This window comes from Cupriavidus agavae, assembly GCF_004217045.1.
Classification (GTDB): Bacteria; Pseudomonadota; Gammaproteobacteria; order Burkholderiales; family Burkholderiaceae; genus Cupriavidus; species Cupriavidus agavae.
Genome location: NZ_SGXM01000011.1, coordinates 108,118 through 130,772 on the forward strand (window position 1 = coordinate 108,118; position 22,655 = coordinate 130,772).

General features: G+C 68.9%; 18 protein-coding genes. 4 read left to right on the top strand and 14 right to left on the bottom strand.

The genetic code is table 11. The features are described 5' to 3' along the window. Nucleotides 1–200: 200 nt before the first annotated feature. A complete protein-coding gene (locus EV147_RS24080; protein ID WP_130393781.1) occupies nt 201–1,088 on the top strand; it encodes a DODA-type extradiol aromatic ring-opening family dioxygenase in 888 nt (295 codons plus the stop codon). 25 nt (nt 1,089–1,113) lie between these two features. Here EV147_RS24080 and EV147_RS24085 read toward each other — a convergent pair whose 3' ends face one another. From EV147_RS24085 to EV147_RS24095, 3 genes are all read right to left on the bottom strand, one after another. After that, the gene (locus EV147_RS24085) at nt 1,114–2,226 is read right to left on the bottom strand and encodes an MFS transporter (protein WP_328591162.1); all 1,113 of its coding nucleotides are present in this window, start codon (nt 2,224–2,226) and stop codon (nt 1,114–1,116) included. Between the two features lie 148 nt (nt 2,227–2,374). Beyond that, nucleotides 2,375–3,595: an MFS transporter gene (locus EV147_RS24090; RefSeq protein ID WP_130393743.1), complete on the bottom strand. Its 1,221-nt coding sequence runs from the start codon at nt 3,593–3,595 to the stop codon at nt 2,375–2,377. 263 nt (nt 3,596–3,858) lie between these two features. Continuing rightward, the gene (locus tag EV147_RS24095) at nt 3,859–7,452 is read right to left on the bottom strand and encodes an indolepyruvate ferredoxin oxidoreductase family protein (RefSeq protein ID WP_130393744.1); all 3,594 of its coding nucleotides are present in this window, start codon (nt 7,450–7,452) and stop codon (nt 3,859–3,861) included. Between the two features lie 313 nt (nt 7,453–7,765). On the opposite strand from EV147_RS24095, the gene EV147_RS24100 reads away from it, so the two are divergent. Then, nucleotides 7,766–9,091 (top strand): NYN domain-containing protein, encoded by a 1,326-nt coding sequence (locus tag EV147_RS24100; RefSeq protein ID WP_130393745.1) that lies wholly within the window; start codon nt 7,766–7,768, stop codon nt 9,089–9,091. A gap of 55 nt (nt 9,092–9,146) precedes the next feature. On the opposite strand, the gene gspF is transcribed toward EV147_RS24100, so the two are convergent. The 11 genes from gspF to gspG form a co-directional block, all read right to left on the bottom strand. Further along, entirely contained in the window at nt 9,147–10,364 is a 1,218-nt protein-coding gene (gspF, locus tag EV147_RS24105; RefSeq protein ID WP_130393746.1) for a type II secretion system inner membrane protein GspF, read from the bottom strand. Between the two features lie 13 nt (nt 10,365–10,377). After that, nucleotides 10,378–11,907, bottom strand: a complete 1,530-nt coding sequence (gene gspE, locus EV147_RS24110) for a type II secretion system ATPase GspE (RefSeq protein WP_328591161.1) — start codon at nt 11,905–11,907, stop codon at nt 10,378–10,380. Nucleotides 11,908–11,918: 11 nt separating this feature from the next. Continuing rightward, complete coding sequence (gene gspD / locus EV147_RS24115; protein ID WP_130393747.1) at nt 11,919–14,324, bottom strand: type II secretion system secretin GspD; 2,406 nt, start codon at nt 14,322–14,324, stop codon at nt 11,919–11,921. A 33-nt stretch (nt 14,325–14,357) separates the two neighbouring features. After that, entirely contained in the window at nt 14,358–15,164 is an 807-nt protein-coding gene (gene gspN / locus EV147_RS24120) for a type II secretion system protein N (protein WP_130393748.1), read from the bottom strand. Next, nucleotides 15,164–15,754 carry a type II secretion system protein M gene (locus EV147_RS24125; RefSeq protein WP_130393749.1) on the bottom strand — a complete coding sequence of 197 codons (591 nt, stop codon included), beginning with the start codon at nt 15,752–15,754 and terminating at the stop codon, nt 15,164–15,166. Before EV147_RS24125 ends, gspN begins: the two co-directional genes overlap by 1 nt. Continuing rightward, a complete protein-coding gene (gene gspL / locus EV147_RS24130; protein ID WP_130393750.1) occupies nt 15,751–17,328 on the bottom strand; it encodes a type II secretion system protein GspL in 1,578 nt (525 codons plus the stop codon). Before gspL ends, EV147_RS24125 begins: the two co-directional genes overlap by 4 nt. A gap of 255 nt (nt 17,329–17,583) precedes the next feature. Continuing rightward, a complete protein-coding gene (gene gspK / locus EV147_RS24135) occupies nt 17,584–18,582 on the bottom strand; it encodes a type II secretion system minor pseudopilin GspK (RefSeq protein ID WP_130393751.1) in 999 nt (332 codons plus the stop codon). After that, a complete protein-coding gene (locus EV147_RS24140) occupies nt 18,579–19,325 on the bottom strand; it encodes a PulJ/GspJ family protein (protein WP_130393752.1) in 747 nt (248 codons plus the stop codon). The genes gspK and EV147_RS24140 overlap by 4 nt, the downstream gene beginning before the upstream one ends. Further along, nucleotides 19,315–19,716: a type II secretion system minor pseudopilin GspI gene (gene gspI / locus EV147_RS24145; RefSeq protein ID WP_130393753.1), complete on the bottom strand. Its 402-nt coding sequence runs from the start codon at nt 19,714–19,716 to the stop codon at nt 19,315–19,317. The genes EV147_RS24140 and gspI overlap by 11 nt, the downstream gene beginning before the upstream one ends. Further along, nucleotides 19,713–20,225 (bottom strand): prepilin-type N-terminal cleavage/methylation domain-containing protein, encoded by a 513-nt coding sequence (locus tag EV147_RS24150; protein WP_130393754.1) that lies wholly within the window; start codon nt 20,223–20,225, stop codon nt 19,713–19,715. Before EV147_RS24150 ends, gspI begins: the two co-directional genes overlap by 4 nt. Before the next feature lie 14 nt (nt 20,226–20,239). Further along, nucleotides 20,240–20,689: a type II secretion system major pseudopilin GspG gene (gene gspG / locus EV147_RS24155; protein WP_130393755.1), complete on the bottom strand. Its 450-nt coding sequence runs from the start codon at nt 20,687–20,689 to the stop codon at nt 20,240–20,242. Nucleotides 20,690–20,851: 162 nt separating this feature from the next. Between gspG and EV147_RS24160 the strand changes: the two genes are divergently transcribed. Together EV147_RS24160 and EV147_RS24165 are read left to right on the top strand one after the other, a co-directional pair. Then, a complete protein-coding gene (locus EV147_RS24160) occupies nt 20,852–21,301 on the top strand; it encodes an RrF2 family transcriptional regulator (RefSeq protein WP_198680351.1) in 450 nt (149 codons plus the stop codon). Nucleotides 21,302–21,391: 90 nt separating this feature from the next. Next, nucleotides 21,392–22,612: a globin domain-containing protein gene (locus tag EV147_RS24165; protein ID WP_130393757.1), complete on the top strand. Its 1,221-nt coding sequence runs from the start codon at nt 21,392–21,394 to the stop codon at nt 22,610–22,612. Nucleotides 22,613–22,655: the final 43 nt, after the last annotated feature.

Below are 22,655 nucleotides of genomic sequence, written 5' to 3' on the forward strand. Positions count from 1 at the left end.
GGCTGGCCGGGCGGCGTTGCAGATACACGTCGCTTGTGTGCGGTATCCAACGCCTTGCGGCACTGCCTCACGTTGCAGCGGCCGCACGTTCAAGTTTTTTGCACGAGGTGTCCGCAATTGCGGGGCGTTGGGGCGCGCGATCTTTGCCAGACTGCAGGCATCGCAGAAAAACCGCTGAACGGCCTGTCGCCATGACTACCTTGCTTCCCGCTCTTTATGTCTCCCATGGATCGCCGATGCTGGCGATCGATCCCGGTCCCACGGGCGCTGCCTTCGACGCGCTCGGCACCCGCCTGCAGGCACTGAAGCCCAAGGCCGTGCTGGTGATCTCGGCCCACTGGATCTACAGCACGCTGGCCGTGAGCACGCGTGCGCGCCAGGAAGCCTGGCACGACTTCGGCGGCTTTCCGCGCGAGCTGTACAAACTGCGTTACGACGCGCCGGGTTCGCCAGAACTGGCCGTGCGCGTCAAGGCGCTGATCGAGGCGGCGGCCATCCCCGGCGCCAGCTACGTGGGCGCGGACGAGGACCGCCCGCTCGACCATGGCGCCTGGATGCCGATGCGTCACTTTTTTCCGGATGCCGATGTTCCCGTGGTGCAACTCGCCTTCAATCCGTACCTGAGCCCGGCCACCCAGATCGAGATTGGCCGCGCGCTGGCGCCGCTGCGCGCCGAGGGCGTGCTGGTGATTGGCTCGGGCAGCTTCACGCACAACCTGCAGGAAGTCTTCGGCGGCGGCGAGCGCAAGGCGCAGCATGGGCCGCAGACCGAGCCGTATGTCGACGCGTTCCGGGGCTGGATGACCGATGCGCTCGACGAGGCGCTCGCCACGGGCGATGTGTCGAGGATCGCGGACTATCGCGCCCAGGCGCCGTACGCCCGCCGCGCGCATCCCACGGACGAGCACCTGCTGCCGTTCTTCGTGGTGCTGGGCGCGGCGCTGGGTTCGGACGCAGCCGGCGGCGCGGGTGGTGCCGCAGAGGTGGCCCGCGTGGCCGACGAAGTCACGTACGGCGTGCTGGCGATGGATACCTTCGTGTTCCAGGGCCAGGGCGCCGGCCACGCGCCGCTACCCAAGGCGGCCTGAGGCTGCCGGGGTAGTCGGTCAGCAGTCAGGTGGTCAGGTAGCGGCGGGCGGCGCGGGCGCCGAACAGCGCGATGTAGCCCATCGTGAGCGCCACCACGGCCAGCCCCACGCGCAGGTCGGCCAGATGGGCCACGCCGCCGATCAGCACCGGGCCGATCAGCAGCCCCACGTACGCGAAGCGCGCCACGCGCGCGATGGATTCGGCCGGGGCGATGCCGGGCAGCCGCGACGCCGCCACGAAGAAAATCGGCACCATGTTGGCGGCGCCCAGTCCCATCAGCCCGAAGCCGATCAGTGCGGCCAAGGGCTCCGGCAGGACGATGGACAGCGCGATGCCCGCGAACCCCATCCAGGCGCTGCCGGTCAGCGTGCGCGCGTCGCCGAAGCGGGCACGCAGGCGGTCGCCGCCAAAGCGGCCGCAGGCCATTCCGCCCGAGAACGCGGCGTAGCCGAAGCTGATCCAGTCGAGCGGCGCCTGCGTGATATCGCGCATGTAGACCGTGGTCCAGTCATACATCGCGCCCTCGCCCACCAGTCCCAGGAACGCCATCAACCCCAGCAGCCAGAGCGCGCGCGAGGCGTGCTCGCGGTGGTGGTCGGCCGAGGGCAGCACCGGATGATCGGCCAGCAGCCCCGGCGCGACACCGATGGCCAGCGCGGCGGTCATGGCCGCGATCATCAGGCCATGGGCCAGCGGCGGGACGCCCAGCGACAGCATCAGCCCGCCAAACGCCGCGCCCACCATGCCGCCCAGGCTGAACATGCCGTGCAGCGCCGACATGACGGGGCGGGTGCGGCTGGCCTCCACGGTGGCCGCCTGCGCGTTCATGCCGACATCGAACACCGCGTTGGTCATGCCGAACACCAGCAGCGTTGGCAGCAGCAGCCAGAAGCTCGGCATGGCCAGCACCGACGCGGTGACAAGCGAGAACGCCACCCCGCCGAACATCGACGCCCGGCCGCTGCCCCACTTGCCGACCCAGCGCCCGACCGGGCCCATCGCAATGATGGCGCCAGCCGCCACGGCCAGCATGGCGAACGAGAGCAGGGCGTCGGAGAGGTCGAAACGCGCCTTGATCGTGGGGATATGCACGCCCCAGGTGGCAAAGGTGGCGCCATTGGCGAAGAACAGCGCCATCGTGCCGCGCGTGGCGCGCGACACCGCGCGGGGTGACGGGGCAGGGGAGGAAAGCGGAGGCGGTGTGGTTTCTATCGAGTAATCGGACATCGGGTACGGCCAGGAACAGCTTGGGTTTGACGGAAGCGGCGGACGCGGCGGGCGCGACTCAGGCAACGGCGGCGCCCTGCCGCAGCAGGCCGCGCTGGTGCAGCGCGTAGGCGAAAGCGCCCAGCGCGCCCAGCGCCAGCGCCACCATGACCCACAGCATGAGCCAGTAGCCGCCGGCCACGCGCCAGAGCAGGGCGCCGAGCCACGGCGCGGCAGCCTGCATCAGCAGCACCGGGGTCATCATTAGCCCGTTCAGCGTTGCATAGTGATGACGCGAGATCAGTTCGGGCATCGCCATCGCGCGCAGCATCGTATTGACGCCATTGGCGCAACCGTAACAGATTGCAGCAGCCATCAGCCAGTAGCCGGTTCCCAGCGTCAGGCACAGCAGGCCCACGCTCATCACCGCGTAAACCGGCATCGCCAGCCGCACGGGATGGCTGATCGGCAGCCGCGCCATGGCCAGCCGGCCCGCCACCTGCGCGGGGCCGATCAGTGCGGCGACGATCAGTTGCTGGCCGACGGGCATGCCTTTCTCGGTCAGCATCGGAATCAGATGCGCGCCGAGCAGCGAGGCGACCACGGCCGTGGCTGTGAAGGCCAGCACCACGGCCCAGAACACGGGCTGGCGCAACGTGTCGCGTGCGATGCGCGGGGATTCCGAGGCGGCGCCCGGAATCGGCGTGCCGCCATAGCTGGCATGCACGGTGTAGCGCAGCCGGGCGTGGAGCGGCGCGCAGACCAGCAGGTTCAGGGCCGCAAAGACCACGAGCGTCTCGCGCCAGCCCAGGTGCAGCACCAGCCACTGGCCGATGGGGATGAAGATCGTGCTGGCGAAGCCGGCGAACAGCGTGACCTGGACGATCGGCTTCTGGTAGCTGTCGCCAAACGCCTGCCGCAGCACCACGAAGGCCGGTTCGTAGAGCGTCGAGGCCATGGCCAGCCCGAGCGGAATCCACATCAGCAGGAACAGCGCCGGCGACGGGCACCACGCCCACAGCAGCAGGCCGATCCCGGCCAGCACCGAGCCGACGCTCATCACCTTGCGCGCCGGCACGCGATCCAGCAGCCGCCCCACCGCAAACGAACACAGCGCCCAGACCAGCAACCCCAGCGAGAACCCGCCGGCCAGGAACGGCTTGCCGTAACCCAGCGCCTGATGCATCGGCTCAAGAAAGACCGTGAACGTGAAGTAGAGCGTGCCCCAGCTGATGATCTCTGTAATGCCGAGCGTCCAGACAAGCTGGCGGGGGGAAAGGGAAGGGGCCGTGGCGGTCATGGCGCGCCCGGCGCATTCGGGGGCGCCGGTGTGCGGGGTGGTGAAGCGGAAATTGTATCGGGGCGGGGAGTGAAGCGGGGGAGGTTTTCAGTGGGGGCTTAATCGTCGTGGAGATTCATTGCATTGATTGCGAGCGGTACGTTATCGGATAAAGTATTCGTATCGCGCATTAAAGACGCTTGCCCTCGCCCCGGCCCTCTCCCGCAAAGCGGGAGAGGGCCGGGGGGTGAGGGCTGGCGCATCAATGGCTGAAGCCGCCATTCTCAAGCCGCCCGTTCCCCCACCTTCGGATCGCGGAACACCGCCAGCAGCCGCGCCCACTTTGCGCGCGCCGCCACGAGGTTGTTTTCCTTCACATGCCCGAACCCGCGGATATCGTCCGGCACGCCGGCCAGTTCCACGGCCGTGGCGTGGTTCGCAGCCGTCAGCCCGTTGGCCAGTTCATCGAGCAGCGTCCGATACTCGCCAATCAGCGCACGCTCGGTACGGCGCTCCCCGGTGCGGCCGAACACGTCGAGCGGACCGCCGCGCAGGCCCTTGAGCTTCGCCAGGATGCGGAACAGCGTCATCGTGGATGGCCCGAAGCGGCGCTTGACCAGGTGGCCCTTGTCGTCGCGCTTGGCCGTGACCGGGGGCGCCAGCCAGAAGTTGAGCTGGTAGTCGCGCCCCGGCTCGCCCTGGAACTGGGCGCGCAGCTTGTCGAGGAAGATCGGGTCGGTGTAGAGCCGTGCCACCTCGTACTCGTCCTTGTACGCCATCAACTTGGACAAATTACGAGCCGCCGCTTCGGTCAGCGGCAGCGGCTTGCCGGTGCCGACGAGGGCGCTCTCGGCCGTCCGCACGCGCTGGATGGCATCGCGGAACTGCCCCGCGTACGCGGCGTCCTGGTACTTGGTCAGCAGGTCGACGCGGCTGGCGATCAGCTTTTCGAGCAGCGCGCCCGACGATGTCGGCAGCTTCACCACATCGGCGCCCTCGGTCTGCGTCTTGAGCTTGCCAGTCAGGCCCAGCACGTGGTCCGGGTCGTGCGCCATATGGCGGCCCCAGTCGAAGGCGGCCTTGTTCTTGTCGACCGCCACCCCGTTGAGTTCGATGGCGCGCTCAAGTGCTTCGAGCGACAGCGGAATCCAGCCCTTCTGCCACGCATAGCCGAGCACCAGCGGGTTGGTGTAGAGCGTGTCGCCCAGCAGCGCCACGGCCAGCGCGCTGGCGTTGATGAAGTCGCACTGCTCGCCCACCGCGTTGCGGATGTCCTGCTCGGCGGACAGGCCCGGGAACTGCCACTTCGGGTCCTTGATGAAGGCCGCGGTCGGCGTCTGCGCGGTGTTGACGATGGCGCGCGTGCGGCCGTTCTGCGTCTTGGAGATCACATCGTCGGTTGCCGAGACGATCGCATCGCACCCGATCACGAGATCCGCCTCGCCCATGGCGATGCGCGTGGCGTGCAGGTCTTCGGGCTTGTCGGCGATCTGCACGTGCGAGAGCACCGCGCCACCCTTCTGCGCCAGGCCGGCCATGTCGAGCACGGTCACGCCCTTGCTTTCGAGGTGCGCAGCCATGCCGAGCAGGCCGCCAATCGTCACCACGCCCGTGCCGCCCACGCCCGTGACCAGGATGCCGTACGAGCGGCGCACGGCCGGCAGCTGCGGCAGCGGCAGGTCGGGCAGGCCGCTCATCGAGATGCCGCTGGCTTCAGGCTTGCGCACCTGCGCGCCCTCGGCCGTGACAAAGCTCGGGCAGAAGCCGTTCAGGCACGAGAAATCCTTGTTGCAAGACGACTGGTTGATCTGCCGCTTGGTGCCCAGCTCGGTCTCCAGCGGTTCCACCGACAGGCAGTTCGACTTGACCGAGCAGTCGCCGCAGCCTTCGCAGACCGCGTCGTTGATGAACGCGCGGCGCGCCGGATCGGGGAACGTGCCGCGCTTGCGGCGGCGGCGCTTCTCGGTGGCGCAGGTCTGGTCGTAGATCAGGATCGTGCAGCCGGGCACCTCGCGCAGTTCGCGCTGGATGGTGTCGAGCTGGTCGCGGTGGTGCACGGTCAGCCCCTCGGGCAGCTTGATCGCGCTGTTGTACTTCTCGGGCTGGTCCGTGACGATGACGATCTTTTTCGCGCCTTCGGCCGCCACCTGGTACGCGATGTCCTGCACCGATAGCTGGCCGTCCACGGGCTGGCCGCCGGTCATGGCCACGGCGTCGTTGTAGAGGATCTTGTAGGTGATGTTCACGCCGGCGGAGATCGACGCGCGGATCGCCAGCAACCCCGAGTGGAAGTAGGTGCCATCGCCCAGGTTGGCGAACACGTGCTTGTCGCCGGCAAACGGTGCCTGGCCAATCCACGCCACGCCCTCGCCGCCCATCTGGCTGAAGGTGCTGGTGCTGCGGTCCATCCAGACCGTCATGTAGTGGCAGCCGATACCGGCCAGCGCGCGCGAGCCTTCGGGCACGTTGGTCGACGTGTTGTGCGGGCAGCCCGAGCAGAACCACGGCTTGCGCTCGGCGGTCACGCGCGGGGTGGCCAGCGCGCGTTCCTTGGCCTCGATCACGGCCAGGCGGGCCGCGATGCGGGCGCGCACGTCGCCCGGCAGGTCGAACTTGTCGAGGCGCGTGGCGATGGCCTTGGCGATGATCGCCGGCGACAACTCGTAGTGCGCCGGCAGCAGCCAGTTGTTCTGCGGGATCGACCATTCGCCGCCCGCGTTGTCGCGCTCGTCGAACTTGCCGTAGACCTTGGGCCGCACGTCGTCGCGCCAGTTGTACAGTTCTTCCTTGAGCGCGTACTCCATGATCTGGCGCTTTTCCTCGACCACGAGGATTTCCTGCAGCCCTTCGGCGAAGGCGCGGGCGCCGTGCGCTTCCAGCGGCCAGACGCAGCCCACCTTGTACAGCCGGATGCCCAGGCGCGAGCAGGTCTCGTCGTCGAGGCCCAGGTCGGACAGTGCCTGGCGGGTATCGAGATAGGCCTTGCCGGCGGTCATGATGCCGAAGCGCGCGTGCGGCGAATCGATCTCGACGCGGTCGATCTTGTTGGCGCGCACATAGGCCAGGCCGGCATACCACTTGAAGTCCAGCAGCCGGGCTTCCTGGTCGAGCGGCGGATCGGGCCAGCGGATGTTCAGGCCGCCCTGCGGCAGGATGAAGTCGTCGGGCAGGGCAATCTGCACGCGGTGCGGGTCCAGTTCGACGGATGCCGACGATTCCACCACGTCTGTCACGCACTTCATCGCCACCCAGAGGCCCGAGTAGCGGCTCATTGCCCACGCGTGCAGGCCGTAGTCGAGGTATTCCTGGACGTTGGACGGATAGAGCACCGGCAGGCCGCAGGCCTTGAAGATGTGCTCGGACTGGTGCGCCAGCGTGGAAGACTTGGCCGAGTGGTCGTCGCCGGCCAGCACCAGCACGCCGCCGTGCCGGCTCGATCCGGCCGAATTGGCATGCTTGAAGACGTCGCCGGTGCGGTCCACGCCCGGTCCCTTGCCGTACCACATGCCGAATACGCCATCGAACCTGGCGTCCGGATACATGTTCACCTGCTGCGAGCCCCACACCGACGTGGCGGCGAGGTCCTCATTGAGCCCGGCCTGGAACACGACGTTATGGGCCGCCAGGTGCTTCTTGGCCTTCCAGAGCGACTGGTCGAGCGCGCCGAGCGGCGAGCCGCGATAGCCGGAGATAAAGCCGGCGGTGTTGAGCCCGGCGGCGCGGTCGCGTTCCTGCTGCAGCATCGGCAGGCGCACGAGGGCCTGCGTGCCGCTGATGTAGATGCGGCCACGCTCCAGCGTGTATTTGTCTTCGAGGGAAACGTTTTCGAGCGCGCGACGGATGGCGTCGCTGACCGGGGCGGTCAGGGGGGCATTCATTGGGGGCTCCTCTGGGGGGGCATGCTGTCGGGATCACCGACACATCAGTTATAGGCAACCGTTCCAGGCTTCTTGTGGAAGCGTCGAACAGCCGTGTCTCTGCGGGCGATGGTAGCACCGGCGTGCAGGGCGCGGTACCGTGCAATGCAGCATAAAACGGGCCAACTCCCCCCGTGATTTCCCGAATACCCCGGCGCTGCGCGTGTACACTGCGGTGCATCCAAATGGCGCACACGGACCGCTCCGTGGCAACTGCGCGTCACATCGCCGGGCCCCCTCCATGGTGCAACCCGGCTCTCAAGAAGAACCGACCATGAACAATTCTCCCCGCCAGGGTGCCACCCTGGCCGTGCTGATCGACGCCGACAATGCGGCGCCCGCCATCGTCGAAGGCCTGCTGGCCGAAGTGGCCAAATACGGCGTGGCCGCCGTCAAGCGGATCTACGGCGACTGGACGCGCCCGAACCTGTCGGGCTGGAAGGACCGCCTGCTGGCCCACTCGATCCAGCCGATCCAGCAGTTCCGCTACACCGTGGGCAAGAACGCCACCGACAGCGCCATGATCATCGACGCGATGGACCTGCTCTACACGGGCCGCTTCGACGGCTTCTGCATCGTGTCGAGCGACAGCGATTTCACCCGCCTGGCCTCGCGCATCCGCGAGCAGGGCCTGATGGTGTACGGCTTTGGCGAGCGCAAGACGCCCAAGCCGTTCGTGACCGCCTGCGACAAGTTCATCTACTCCGACGTGCTGCGCGGTACCGGTATCGATACGGACAGCGACACCGACAGCGATGCCGAAGCCGGCACCGCCCCGGCCGCGCGCCGCCGCAGCAGCCAGGAACTGCGCCAGGACTCGCGCCTGGTGCGCCTGCTGCAAAGCGCCTCGCAGGCCGTGTCCGACGAGGACGGCTGGTCCACGCTGGGCGGCATTGGCAACTACATTGCCAAGCAGGCCCCGGAATTCGACTCGCGCAACTACGGCTACGGCAAGCTTTCGGAGCTGGTCACCGCGACCAACCTGTTCGAGGTGGAAACCCGCAACGGCGGCAATAACAAGACGATCTGGGTGCGGCTGAAGAAGCGCAACAAGGGCGAGGGCCAGCCGGCGCAGGGTCAGCAACCCCAGCCGCAGCATCAGCAGTCGCAGCCGCCGCGCCAGCCGCAGCCGCAGTCCCAGCCGAAGCCGGCCCCGCAGCCGCCGGCCCAGCCCGTCGCCCAGCCCGTGCCGCCGATCGAAACCCCGGCGCCGGTGGTGCAAATCGACGCCATCCCCGAACCCGCGCCTGCGCTGTCGGCCGATGACGAGGAAGAGAGCGCCGGCTCGGCATCGACGCTGATCCCGGAAACCGTGGAGCCGGTGGAAGAAGCACCCAAGGCGCGCGGCAAGCGCTCGCGCCGCCCCGAGGTGACGCTCAGCGAGACCCCGTGGCCGATCGACCAGTCGGTGTTTTCGGCGCCGGGCACCACGGTGCTGTCGGCAAAGGCCGAGGCGGAGGCGGAGCCGGAGCCCGAGGTCGTCGCAGAGGAACCTGCGGTCGAGGCGGCCCCGGCAGAGGAGAAGAAGCCGGCAGCAAAGAAGAAGGCCGCGCCGCGCAAGCGCGCGCCTGCGAAGAAGAAGGTCGCGGCGAAGGAGTAAGTATTGTCGCTGGGGGAGAGGGCCAGCGCGTCGCGCTGCCACCGCCCCCGCGCCTTCACCTCACCAGCTGATTGATCTCGATGATCGGCATCAGCACCGCCAGCACGATCAGCAGCACCACCACACCCATCGTCAGGATCAGCAGCGGCTCCAGCAGGCTGGTCAGGAACAGCGTCCGGCGCTCCAGTTCCTGGCCCTCGCCCGTGGCCGCGCGTTCCAGCATCACCGGCAGGTTGCCGGTGGCTTCCCCGGACCGGATCAGGTGCACCAGCACCGGCGGAAACTGGTTCTGCGCGGCCAGCGCGCGGGCCAGCGACGCGCCTTCGCGCACCCGCGTGGTGGCGTCGTCGACGTTGGCCTTGAGCGCCACGTTCGTCAGCGTCTCGCCGGCCGCCTGCAGGCTGCGCAGGATCGGCACCCCGGCCGACACCAGGATTGCCAGCGTACTGGCAAAGCGCGCCGTGTTGTAGCCCCGGATCAGCTTGCCGAGCAGCGGCGCGGTCAGCAGCCAGCGGTGCCAGGACAGTTTCACGTCCGGCTGCTTGAGCACGCTGCGAATGATGGCCGTGATCACGGCCAGCCCGGCGAGCCCGGCCCACCACCAGTTCCGCACGAAATCCGACAGCCACAGCATGACGATGGTCAGCGTGGGCAGCTTCTGCTTGGTGTTGGCGAACACGCTGACCACCTGCGGCACCACGTACGACAGCAGGAAGATCACGATGGCGAACGCCACCACGGTCACGATGGCCGGGTAGGTGAAGGCCAGCCGGATCTTCGAGGTCAGCGTGTTGCGCGTCTCGATATAGGTCGCCAGCCGCTCCAGCACTACGCCAAGATGGCCCGAGTGCTCGCCGGCCGACACCAGCGCACGGTAGATATCCGGAAAATCCTTGGGATGCTGCGCCAGCGCCACGGACAGCGAGCTGCCGCCCATGACCTCGGCGCGGATGCCGGCCAGCAGCTCGTGCACGTACTGGCGCTCGGCCTGGTCGGCCAGTGCGCCCAGCGCCTCGTCCAGAGGCAGGCCCGACACGATCAGGCTGGCCAGCTGGCGCGTGAACAGCGCCTGCTCCTGCGTGGACAGCCGCCGGACGAACATGCCCTGGCTGCCGCGTTTGGCCAGCCCGGCACCGGCCAGCGGATCGACGGAAATCGGCGTCAGGCCGCGCGCGCGCAGTTGCGTGCGGGCCTGCTTGGGGCTGTCGGCCTCGATGACGCCCCGATCGGCGCGCCCCGTGGCGTCGGCGGCTTCGTAGCGATAGGCGGGCATGCGGCGTCCTCGCTCAGTCGCGCGTCACGCGCAGCACTTCCTCTAGCGAGGTGGCGCCGCTGTCGATCCAGCGCTGCGCGTCGCGGCGCATCGTGTGCATGCCCTTGCCCAGCGCCACCTGCTTGATCTCGGATTCGGGCTGCTGGCGGTGGATCATGGTCTGGATCTCGCTGTCCACGGTCAGCAGTTCGTAGACGCCCATCCGGCCCTGGTAGCCCGAGTGGCCGCACTTGTCGCAGCCCACCGCGTGCCAGACGCGCTGCAGCGGCTTGCCTTCGGCCTGCAGCACTTCGGCCTCGGCGGCGGTCACTTCGATCACTTCCTCGCGCTTGCAATGCGGGCACAGGCGGCGTACCAGCCGCTGCGCCAGCACGCCGAGCAGCGACGACGACAGCAGGAACGGCTCGATCCCCATGTCCACCAGGCGCGTCACGGCGGACGCCGAATCATTGGTGTGCAGCGTGGCCAGCACCAGGTGGCCGGTCAGCGACGCCTGCACCGCAATCTGTGCCGTTTCGAGGTCGCGGATTTCGCCGATCATGACCACGTCCGGGTCCTGGCGCAGGATTGCGCGCAGGGCCTTGCCGAACGTCATGTCGATACGCGGGTTGACCTGCGTCTGGCCGATGCCGTCGAGGTCGTACTCGATCGGATCTTCCACGGTCATGATGTTCGTGGTGTGCGAATCGAGCCGCGACAGCGCCGCGTAGAGCGTGGTGGTCTTGCCCGAGCCGGTCGGGCCGGTCACCAGCACGATGCCGTGCGGCTGGCGCACGAGGTGGTCGAAGCCGCCCAGCGTGTCGGGCGCCATGCCGAGCTTGGCGAGGTCCAGCCGGCCCGCTTCCTTGTCGAGCAGACGCAGCACGGCGCGTTCGCCGTGGCCGGTCGGGAGTGTCGAGACGCGCACATCTACCGGGCGTCCACCCACGCGCAGCGTGATGCGGCCGTCCTGCGGCAGGCGTTTCTCGGCGATGTCGAGCTGCGCCATGATCTTGATCCGCGAGATCAGCGCGCCGTGCAGCGCCTTCTTGGGCCGCACCACGTCGCGCAGCGTGCCGTCCACGCGGAAGCGCACCACCGAGGCCGACTCGAACGGCTCGATGTGGATATCGGACGCCTGCTCGCGCGCCGCCTGCGTCAGCAGCGCATTGATCATGCGGATGATTGGCGCGTCGTCCTCGGATTCGAGCAGGTCTTCCACGGCCGGGATGTCCTGCATCAGCCGCGAGAGGTCCACCTCGCCTTCGACTTCGCCGACGATCTGCGCCGCCGAGCCGTCCTGGCGGTTGTAGGCGTCGGACATCGCGGCCTCCAGCGCCGGCTGCTCCAGCACGCGCAGGTGCAGCGCGCCATGCACGCGCGCCACCTCGGCCAGCGCGGCCGGCGAGGTCTTGCGGCTGACCCAGACTTCGAGTCCGTCCGGGTGCCGGTGCGCGATCAGCAGCCCGGCGTCGCGCGAGAACGCGTACGAGACGAGCCGCGCCGCCATCGGCGAGGGCGGTTCCAGCGGTGCTTCGGGCTGGGCGAGGGTGTCGGTAGCCATGGCCGTGTGACTCAGCTTTGCGGACGCTTCGCTTGCGCGAACGAATCGTCGTTCAGCGAGAGCGGCCGGGGCGGCTGAAGCTGCTGCGGTTGTTGCGAAGGCGGCACGGACTGCGGCTCCGGCGCGGCCGGCGGCGTGGGGCTCAGCGGAAGCGGGCTCTGGATCGGCCCGTTGTAGCGTGGATCGACGAACGGCGCGCCCGGAGAATCGGCCGGCGGCAGCACCGGGGTGTCCTTGTCGCGTACCAGCATGTTAGGCGAGACGTAGCCCTGCTGCTGGCCACGCATGTATTCGTAGCGGTCCTGCGTCAGGCGGTCGGTCGCGGCTGCCGTACGCATCACATACGGGCGCAGGAACACCAGCAGGTTGGTCTTCTTGCGGTTCTTGTTCTCGTAGCGGAACAGCGAGCCGATTACCGGAATGTCGCCCAGCAGCGGCACCTTCTGCACGCCGTCGCCGTAGCTGTCCTCGATCAGGCCGCCCAGCACGATGATCTGGCCGTCGTCCACCAGCACGTTGGTTTCGATCGAGCGCACGTTGGTGGTGGGGCCCGACGTCAGGTTGATCGTGTTGGCCACCACCGACGACGACTCCTGGTAGATCTGCATCTTGACCAGCCCGCCCTCGGAGATCTGCGGCCGCACGCGCAGCGTGATGCCGACATCCTTGCGGTCGAAGGTCTGGAAAGGCGACACCGACGCCGCGCCACCGGTCTGCGCGTACGAACCGGTCGTGATCGGAATGTTCTGGCCGATCAGGATCTTGGCTTCCTCGTTTTCCAGCGTGATCAGGTTCGGCGTGGACAGCAGGTTCACGCTGTCGTTGCTGCCCAGGGCACGCACCAGCGCGCCGAGGCCCGTCGAGCGGTTCAGCACGCCCACGTTCAGGCCGCCGATGTCCGGCACGATCTGCGACGCCGCCGTGATGCCAGCCGACGCATTGTTGTTGTACAGCAGGCCGGCCAGGCTCAGGTTCAGGATGTTGGCCCCGCCCGAGGCGAAGTTGGTGCCCGCGAAGCCGATGGTGTTGCCGGTGGCGTTGACCAGCCCCTGCCACTGGATGCCGAGTTCGCTGGCCTGCGAGGCCGTCACCTCGACGATCATCGACTCGATGTAGATCTGGGCCCGGCGCGCGTCGAGGTCGTCAATGACGCCGCGCAGGTTGCGGTAGACCGGCTCGCTGGCGGTGATGATCAGCGAGTTGGTCGACGGATCGGCCTGGACGATGCCGCCCGTGGTGGGCTGCTGGTTGACCGCGAACGACGACGAGAACGCGTTCGAGCCGCCGCCGCCGAAGCTCGACGAACCGCCGCTGCCGCTGCGGCCGTAGCCGCTGGTGCTGCCGCCCGTGTACTGGCCGGCCTGCTGCATCGACGTGTTCTGCGACGTGGCGCCCACGCCACCGGCGATGCCGCCCGCCTGGCCGCCCTGCGTCGAGGTGGTGAAGCTGCTGTCGGCGGCCACGATGGCGCGCAGCGTGGCAGCCAGCTTGGTGGCGTCGGCGTTCTTGAGCGGCACCACCCAGATGTTGCCGGCGCGGGCGTAGGGCTGGTCGATCTTCTCGATCAGCTGGCGCGCCTGCTGCACGCGGGCGCGGCTCGACGCGCGGATCATCAGCGAGTTGCTGCGCGGCTCGGCCACCACGGTGGTGCGCAGCGACGCATCGCCGCCCGGCGCCGCGCCCGCGCCACCGGCGGCCGACGGGTCCAGCAGCTTCTGCAGCACGATGGCGGCGTCGCTGGCCACGGCATTCTTGAGCGGGATCAATTCGACTTCGCCCGACGCCGGCGCGTCCACGGCCGCGATGATGCGGGCCAGGCGGCGCAGGTTGTCGGCGTAGTCGGTGATCACCAGCGTGTTGTTGGCCGGGTAGGCCGTGATGGTGTTGTTCGGCGCGATCATCGGCCGCAGCACCGGTACCAGGTTGTTGGCCGACTCGTAGTTCAGCCGGAACACCTGCGTCACCACCTGGTCGCCGCGCGTGCTGCCGGCGCCGATCACGGTCGGCGAGCCCTGCAGCTTGGCGTCGGCCTCGGGCACCACCTTGGTGAAGCCATTCGAGTCGACCATCGCGTAGCCCTGCATCCGCAGCACCGAGCCCAGCGTCTCCAGCGCCTGGGCGCGCGAGACGGGCTGTTCCGTGACCAGGTTGACCGTGCCCTTGACGCGCGGATCGATCACGAAGTTCTTGCCCGTGGCCTGGCCCACCGCCTTGACCACCGATTCGAGGTCGGCGTTGACGAAGTTCAGCACCACCTGGTCGCGGTTGCGCGGCGAGATGTCGTTGGGCTGCGGGATCTGCTGCTGGGGCTGCTGGGCCCACAGCGGCGCCGGCGCCAGCAGGGACAGGCCGCAGAGCAGCGCGGTGGCGCGTGCGCAGGCGGTACGGAAGAGAGGGTGGTGTGCTTGCGTTGTCATCGTCGGTTCTAGGCTGGCTGGTTGCCGTGGGGCTCAGAAGCGCAGCCTGGTCACGTTGTTCTCATGTCGGCCCAGCAGGCCGAGCAGGCCTGCCAGCTGGGTTTGCGCATCGGGATCGGCGCGCGCCGTGCCCTCGAAGCGTGCCCCGCGGCCGAGCGTGCCGCTGCCCTCCAGGTACAGCGGCCCACTCAGGGTCTTAAGTTGCAGCTTGCCATCGGCGCCGGTCAGGTCCACATCCGCGCGGTAACTGCCCAGCGGGCGCAGACGGCTGACGGCGGCGGACATCTGATCGAGCTGCACGGTCAGGTGCCCGGACTTCTGGTTGCCGGCAAAGCGGCCCTGCAGCGCCGACCAGTCGATGCGCATCGCACCGTCGGGCCGCAGCGTGTTGAACGGGGCGCCGATGCCTTCGAGCATCGCGGCCGGCAGCCGGATACTGCCCGACTGCACGGTCCAGCCGACTGGTGTGACCGCCAACGCCACGGGCGCGGCCATCGCGGCGTCCTGGTTCACCACCACGCGCAGCGTGCCGGCCAGCAGCGGCCAGAATGCCACGTCCCAGGTGAGCCGCCCCGGCAACACCGTGGCGGTCTGGCTGCCCGTGCCGGCCGAGAGCGCCAGCGTCGCGCTGCCGCGCCAGAGCGTGCCCGAGGCATCGGCCAGCAGCACGCGGCGCTGCGATTCCGTGGCGATGCGCTCGGCCATCCAGGTGGCGGGCAGCGACGCCACGGTGGTCACGATCACCGCCGCCAGGCCCACGAGGGCCCAGCGCAGCCGCTGCCAGCCGCGTGCGGTACGCGCCTGGCGGCGGGGCAGGCGCAGTGCTTCCAACCGTGCCATCAGTTGCGGCCGCCGGCGCCGGGACCCTGCAGGGTGGCGGTGACATTGACCAGCGCCGTGGCGCCGACATAGCTGATCTTCGCGTCCGTGACCTTGAGCCGCTGCTGGGCGCGTACGTCCTGCAGCCAACTCGCCACCGCGCCGAACGCGGCCTTGTCGAGCTGCACCTGCACCGCATTCTCGCCGGTCGTCGCCAGCCGGGTGGCCTTCAGGCCGTGCTGGCCGAGGCTGTCCTGCAGCGCCTGCGTCAGGGCATCGCCGCGCAGCGACGGCGCCGGACTGGCCTGCAGCCCGCGCGCTTCCTGCGCCAGTGTTTCCATTTCGGCCAGGCTGGCGCGCTGCTGGGGCAGGTTGCGCAGCAGGCGGTCGCGCCCGGTGGCGGCCGGCTCCCAGAGGATCAGGTAGCCGAACACCAGCACCAGCAGCACGGCGCCGCCGCCCAGGATGGCCTGTTCGCGCGGGTTGCGTGCATTCCAGAACGTGTCGAAGCGCTCGCGCCATGCCTCGGGCACGCGCGGACGCAGCCGGTTCAGGCGCGCCGACAGCGCCGACGGGGCGCCGGATCGCGCGGAGCGGTTTGTGAATGTCATGCGCCGGCCCTGCCTTCGGGCTTGCCGCCGGCAGCAGCTTCCTGTTTCACGGTCCAGCGCGAACCGGCCGGTGTCGGGGCGCCGCCGGCGCGCACGGTCGCGTCGGGCGGGCTCTTGTCTTCTTCCATCAGCAGACCCACTTGCCGCGCGGCGGTACGCAGCGCGGCGGTATTGACGCCCGACTTCAGCGACACGTAGAGCGTGCCGGCGCGATAGTCGAGCTGCAGCAGCGCGTCGGGCGCCAGATCGCGCGCGGCGCGGGCGAAGCCATCGGCCAGCGGCAGGAAATCGCTCGGCGTGCTGCGGCCGCTGGCGGTACGCAACTGCTCGATCTGACGGCGCATCAGAAGCGCCGGCTCGGCCACGGGCGGCACATTCGGGAAGGCGGTGTGCAGCACGTCGATCTGCGCGGCATCGAGCCGCTTCGACTCCTGGCGCAGCATCAGCCACTGCACGTTCATGCCGATGATCTGCACCAGCAGCAGCGCCACGGCCAGCAGCACCGGCGCGCGCCAGGCGCGCAGGTTCCAGCGGTCCATGCGGCCCTGCGCGAACTCGAACTGCGCGAGATCCAGCTGGGGCTCGCGCAGGCACGCTTCCGCACCGGCCAGCCAGATGCGCCAGTCATCGGAAATTCTTGAAGCGCGCGGCGTGGCGCGCCGGGCGTGCAGTGCCGGTACCGGGGCGTGGGCCAGCGCGGCCTTGTCGCCGTGCCAGTGGCCGGTGGGCGCCAGCATCTGCCAGGCGGCCAGTGCCTGGTCGTTGAGCAGCAGGCCGTAGCCGTCATAGGGACCGGTGCGCACGGTCAGTTGCCAGAGCCGGGCCGATTCGGCGGCGGCGGGCGGTGGCGCGGCGGCGTCCAGCAGCATGGCCGACTGGGCCAGCGCCGAGGCAGCGGCTTCCACGACCAGCGTGGCGGGTTGCGAGGATTCGTCGGCGGTGGCCGGTACGACCGGCGCAGCCGGGACGGCCGGCGGCGGCGCGGGGGCCGCTTCGGCACCCGCCAGTACGGGCTCGAGCGCGGGCGCCTCGACGGCGGCCGTCTCCGGCATCAGCGGATCGGTTTCGACCGCCTCTTCCAGCGGCAGGCAAAGCTGGGCGGGCAGCACGCTGCGGCGGCGGTGCTTGTGGTCGGCAAACTGGTCGAGCGCGGCGCGCAGCCAGGCGCGGTCGGTCACCATCAGCAGCCGGCGGCGCGCGCCCCGGGCCGAGGCGCCGGCGTCGAGCGCCGGTCCGAGTGCGATATGGCACGGCGCCGCGTCGGTGGCGAGCATGTCCTCGACCAGATTGGGCAGCGCCAGGCGCAGCCGGGCCGGAGGCAGCGGCGGCACCATGGCCGCCGTCAACAGCACATCGCCGGCGGCGACGATCAGTACCAGGCGGTCCGCAGCCGGCATTTCCGCGGGCAGGGCGTGGCCTTCGCGCAACAGCTCGGGAGCCTGAGGCAGGCCGGTCCGCCGGCTTTTGTCGCCGGCCGTGGCACGTACCAGCGCAAAAGGCATCGCGCCAAACTGCCACGGTTGCGGCTGGTCATGCGGCCGGTGCGGCAGGCGGACGTAGAGCGTGGTACTCAAGATTTCCCTGTATTCAATGGACGATTTTCGCGCTGGCGGCCGTGGAAAGGCCCGTCGGCCGTCAGTTCATCGGGAACAGCCGGCTGGCGAAGTGGGTAGCGCAACCGCGGCTTGCCGCAGCGGGCCGGGCTGGCGCAGCAGCATACCTTGCCCGTATGACCAACGTGCGTCAATAGTGTCTCCACTGATTTTTGGGAAGGTGGGTTCCTACATGCCCTGGGGCAGAAACGGCTGGCTGCCGGGGGTATCGCGGGGTCAGCGCTGTTCGGGCATGGCATCGGCGTCGCGCACCCAGATGATACGGGTGGTGTTGCCGCTGCCGAGCACATCGGCGCGGAACACCAGCGATACCTTGAGCCGCCGCGCCCGGTCGTGGCGCACCAGCCCGTAGATCAGGAAGTAGTGGGTGCGCACATCGAGCGCGTCGGTGGCGTTCGATGCCTGCGGCGCCACCGACTGCAACTGCTTGGTCACGTCCCCGGTATTGTTGAAATAGGCGCGGTCGCGCTGGCGTACCAGTTCGCGGGCGCGGTCCAGCGGCAGCTTGTCGATCACGGCCGAGAGCACTTCGGCGTCGGCGGTGTTGGCGTTGACCTTGGTACGCTCGGGCAGCACGGTCACGAACGGCTCCAGCATCGCCACCATTTGCGGGTTGTAGCCGGGGATGGCCAGCAGGTCTTCCACGCTGTCGGGCGGGCGCGGCACGGGCTGGCCGTCCGGGGACACGCCCCTGGCGGCGCGCAGGAAATACTGTGCCGTGGGCCCCGCCAGCGCCGCATTCATGCCGAGCGTTTGAAGCAGGCGCTGGAAGGCCAGCAGCGAAACCGGGTCCACATTGGCCACGCGCGCGCCGTTCTCGGCCTGCCAGAGATAGAGGTTGGTCAGGTTGAAGCGCGCCTGGGCGTCGAGGATGCGGCCCGAGACGAACGAGGTCTCGCCGGCCTGGTCGGTACTGACGCCGGCGCCGAGGAAGTCTGACAGGCGCGTCTCGGCCACCGGCACCGACCACGGCTCGCCAAGGTAGTCGACCTGCGAGCGGCGCTGGTCGTCGCGCAGGATCAGCCGCGACCAGTCCACCGCGGCGCGCTCGATCCATTCGGCCTGCGCCATCAGCCGCTGATTTTCGATCGAGCGGATCTGCACCTGCTGGCGCCAGAGCAGGCCGGACACCACCACCACGGCCAGCGTGACCATCAGCAGGGCAGTCACCACGGCGGCGCCGGACTGCCGGCGCGAAGGGCTGCGCTGTGTCATGACATGCCGGTCATGCAGACCTTCTGGAACTGGCGCGAGGCGTCGCCGTCGCCCATGCGGGCAAAGACGTTCAGTTCGATGGCGCGGATGCCGACCGTGTTCGAGAAGGTGCCGGCTTCGCCGGAGCCCGCGTCTGCATCGCTGGCACCGGCCGCGACCGCCGCCACGGCGCTGGCTGCCCCGCTGGCCTGGCGCAACGCGGTGCGTACCCGGCCTGTCTCCACCAGCCAGCCCACGGGCTCCACCCACGCGCGCGCCGAAAGCTGGTCGGTATCGGCCAGCAGCGGGCGAAGCTGGGCGCCCGGGCTGTTGGCCTGCCGCAGGTTGAGGATCGCGTTCTGCACCTCGTTGCGCGTGCTGGCCGGGCGGCTGGCGGCGCGGACGACGGTGTTGCCGTCGAGCCGGTAGGCCACCACTTGCCACGTGGGCGCCTGTCCGGCGTCGCGGCGGTCGCGCACCAGCAGCAACTGGTTCGGGCTGATCTCCACGGGGCTCGTGTCGAGCTGGGCCGGCTTGGCCAGATGCTCGCAATCGGACTGGAACTGGCCGTAGAGCACTTTCAGGGCGTCGAGGCGCGCGTCGTGGTCGGTCAGGCGCTCGCGGCTGCGCGTCAGCGAATCCAGCGCGCGCCAGCCAATCACCGCCATCACGGCCAGCAGCGTGATGGCGACCAGCATTTCCAGCAGGGTGAAGCCACGGGTGCCACGGCGGCCGCGCCGGCTGCGGAGTCGGTCAGAGCACATTGCGCGTCTCGTTGGGAATCAGCGTGACCAGCCATGCCAGCCGCACCGACCTGTCGGTCCCCGAGGGGTAGACCGCGATTTCCACGCGCCGGAACGACGGGTTGGGGGTGCCCGAGATCGTCTCTTCGCAGTACAGCGGCACGCCGCCCTGCGGGCACTCGTAACCGCGCGAGCCCGGCTCGGGCCAGGTTTTCGACAGCCGCAGCGTGGCCAGGTGGTTCTCGGCGCTGAACTCGGCCAGCATGCGCTGCTGCAGCGCGCGGCTCGACTCGGTCATCGACCCCATCGCGCGCATGGCGGCGGTCAGCGCGACGGCCAGGATGGTCAGCGCCACCAGCACCTCGATCAGCGTGAAGCCACGGGCGGCAGATTTGCGGAAGGCCAGGGTCATGGGGTGGACGTGGCCACGTAGCGGCCGCTGCCGTCGCCGGTGACATCGATGCGGATGTCGCCGCGCGTGAGCACCAGCCTTTGCGGTTCGTCAATCAGCTCGCGGCCAAACACGAGCCGGACCGGGCCATTGCCGAACTGGCGCCCGCCCTGCGTCACCACGGCGCCGTCCAGCGCCAGGCGCCACTGGCCCGGCGCAAACACGTCGGCGCGCATCGGCACCCAGCCCTGCGGCGTGGATTCAAGAAAACGCCATCCCGAGGCATTGCCTTCCCAGGCAATCGGCCGGGCGCCAAGCTGGGCATCTTCCTGGGCGAGTTCGAACAGGCGGGCGATCCGCTGTCCATCGTCGAGTACGCGGCCGCGGTCGTTGGGCGTGGCGTTGACGGCCACTAAAGAAATGACGATGCCGGCGATCACCATGACCACCAGCAGTTCAAGCAGCGTGAAGCCGGCGTGCCGGCGACGCGGGGAAAGGGCGGCCATGCCGCGCGGCGTCGCCGGATACATGAGAGGGGAGGGGCTTATTCCCAGTTGCCGATATCGGCGTCGTTCGCGCTGCCGCCGGCCTGGCCGTCGGCGCCGAAGCTGAATACGTCGATCTCGCCGCGCACGCCCGGGTTCAGGTACTGGTACGGGTTGCCCCACGGGTCCTTGGGCAGCTTTTCCAGATAGCCGCCGCCCTTCCAGTTGTTGGGCACGGGCTCGGTGGTGGGCTTGCTGACCAGCGCCGACACGCCCTGTTCGGTGGTCGGGTAGCGGCCATTGTCGAGGCGGTACAGCTTGAGGGCCTGCATGATCGACGAGATGTCCTGGCGGGCCGCGACGATACGGGCCTCGTCGGGACGGCTCATGATCTTGGGCACGACCAGTGCGGCCAGCACCCCAAGGATCACGATCACCACCATGATTTCGATCAGCGTGAAGCCGCGGGCGCGGCGACGGGTTTCGGTCCGGTGGGTGTTTCTGCGCATCGTGTCTGTGGTCTTGAGTCCGAGTATGGCCGAAGAGTATAACGCCCGCGGCATGACGGTTTGGTGTGGCGGGCCGGCGGTGGTCCCGATTTTGTGTACCAATCTGCAACTGCAACTTAAAACTTGCATTTGAGATGCATCAATTCTATGATTCGCATCACGATGCAACTGACCCGATTCTCCGACTACGCCCTGCGCATGCTGATGTACGTATCGCGCGCGGATGGTAGCCGTCCCATCACGATCGCCGAAGTCGGCCAGCAGTTCGACATTTCGCACAACCACCTGGTCAAGGTGGCGGCGCGGCTGTCGAAGCTGGGCTGGATCACGGCGACGCGCGGCCGCAATGGCGGGCTGCAGCTGGGTCCGGATGCCGAGAAGCTGTCGATCGGCACCATCCTGCGTGAACTGGAAGGCCGCAAGGCCATCGTCGACTGCGGCAGCCCGCCGTGCGTGCTGCGCGGCAACTGCCGCCTGAAGCACGCGCTGGACGCCGCCGAGGAAGCATTCTACAGCGCGCTCGACGGTGTGACACTGGGCGAGGTGAACGGCAGTACCGCTGAATCGATCATCACGCTGCATCGGGATTTTCTGAGCCGGCGCGCAGCCTGACGCCCGGGAGTCACCCCGGACGCGGTCCGCCGCCGGCTTTGTTGTGCCCAAAAACATGCATGTCAAATGCATATAAAAGGAGTTTTGCTGATGTTGTCCGCTGCTTCCCGCCCCTACATCGATGCCAGCGTCCCCGTGCTGCGCGAACACGGTCTTGCCATCACGACGCACTTCTACCGCGAGATGTTCGCGGCGCGCCCCGAACTCAAGAGTCTTTTCAACATGGGCAACCAGGCCAACGGCTCGCAGCAGCAGTCGCTGGCCTCGGCCGTGTTTGCCTATGCCGCCAATATGGACCGGGCCGATGTGCTGGCGCCCGTGGTCGAGCGCATCGTCCACAAGCACGTGGCCGTGGGCCTGACGCCGGCGCACTACCCGATCGTGGGCAAGTACCTGATCGAAGCCATTGCCGCCGTGCTGGGCGACGCCGCCACGCCGCCGCTGCTGGCCGCCTGGGACGAGGCGTACTGGCTGCTGGCCGGGGAGCTGATTGCCGCCGAGGCCCGGCTGTACGACCGCGCCGGCGTGGCCGCCGGCCAGCTGCTGCGCGTGCGCGTGGTCAGCCGCGAACAGGAAAGCGAGCACGTGGTGGCGCTGACGCTGGCCGCCGCCGATGGCGCCGCGCTGCGCGACTTCAAGCCGGGCCAGTACATCAGCGTGGAAGCGCGGCTCGGCGACGGCACCCGCCAACTGCGCCAGTACTCGCTGTCGGGCGAGCGCGGCCTGCCCACGTGGCGCATCTCGGTCAAGCGCGAGGAAGGCAACGCCGAGACGCCGGCGGGCGCGGTATCGAACTGGCTCCACGACAACGCCCATGTCGACACGACCCTGCACGTCAGCACCCCCTGGGGCGATTTCGCGCCGACGCTCGACGACCGCCGCCCGATCGTGCTGATGTCGGCCGGGATCGGCGTGACGCCGATGGTGTCGGTGCTGCGCACGCTGGCCCGCGAGAATCCGCATCGCCACGTGCTGTTTGCCCACGCGGCGCGCCATGGCGGCCATCACGCACACCGTGACGACGTGGTCTGGGCGCGCGAACGGATGCCGAACCTGCGTACCCATGTCAGCTACGAGCAGCCGGCTGCCACCGACCGCACCGGCCACGACTACGACCACGCCGGCACCATGCCGATTGGCGCGCTGCTGCAGGCCGAGCAGACGTCGGGCTTCCAGGACGCGCGTTTCTACCTGTGCGGCCCGCTCGGCTTCATGCAGGCGCAGCGACACGCGCTGATCGCCGCCGGCGTGCCGGTGGGCCACATCCACCGCGAGGTGTTCGGTCCCGACCTGCTCGACGACCTGCTCTGAGCCACGGCGCCGACGGTTGACGACTCTGACAGACAACCGTCGT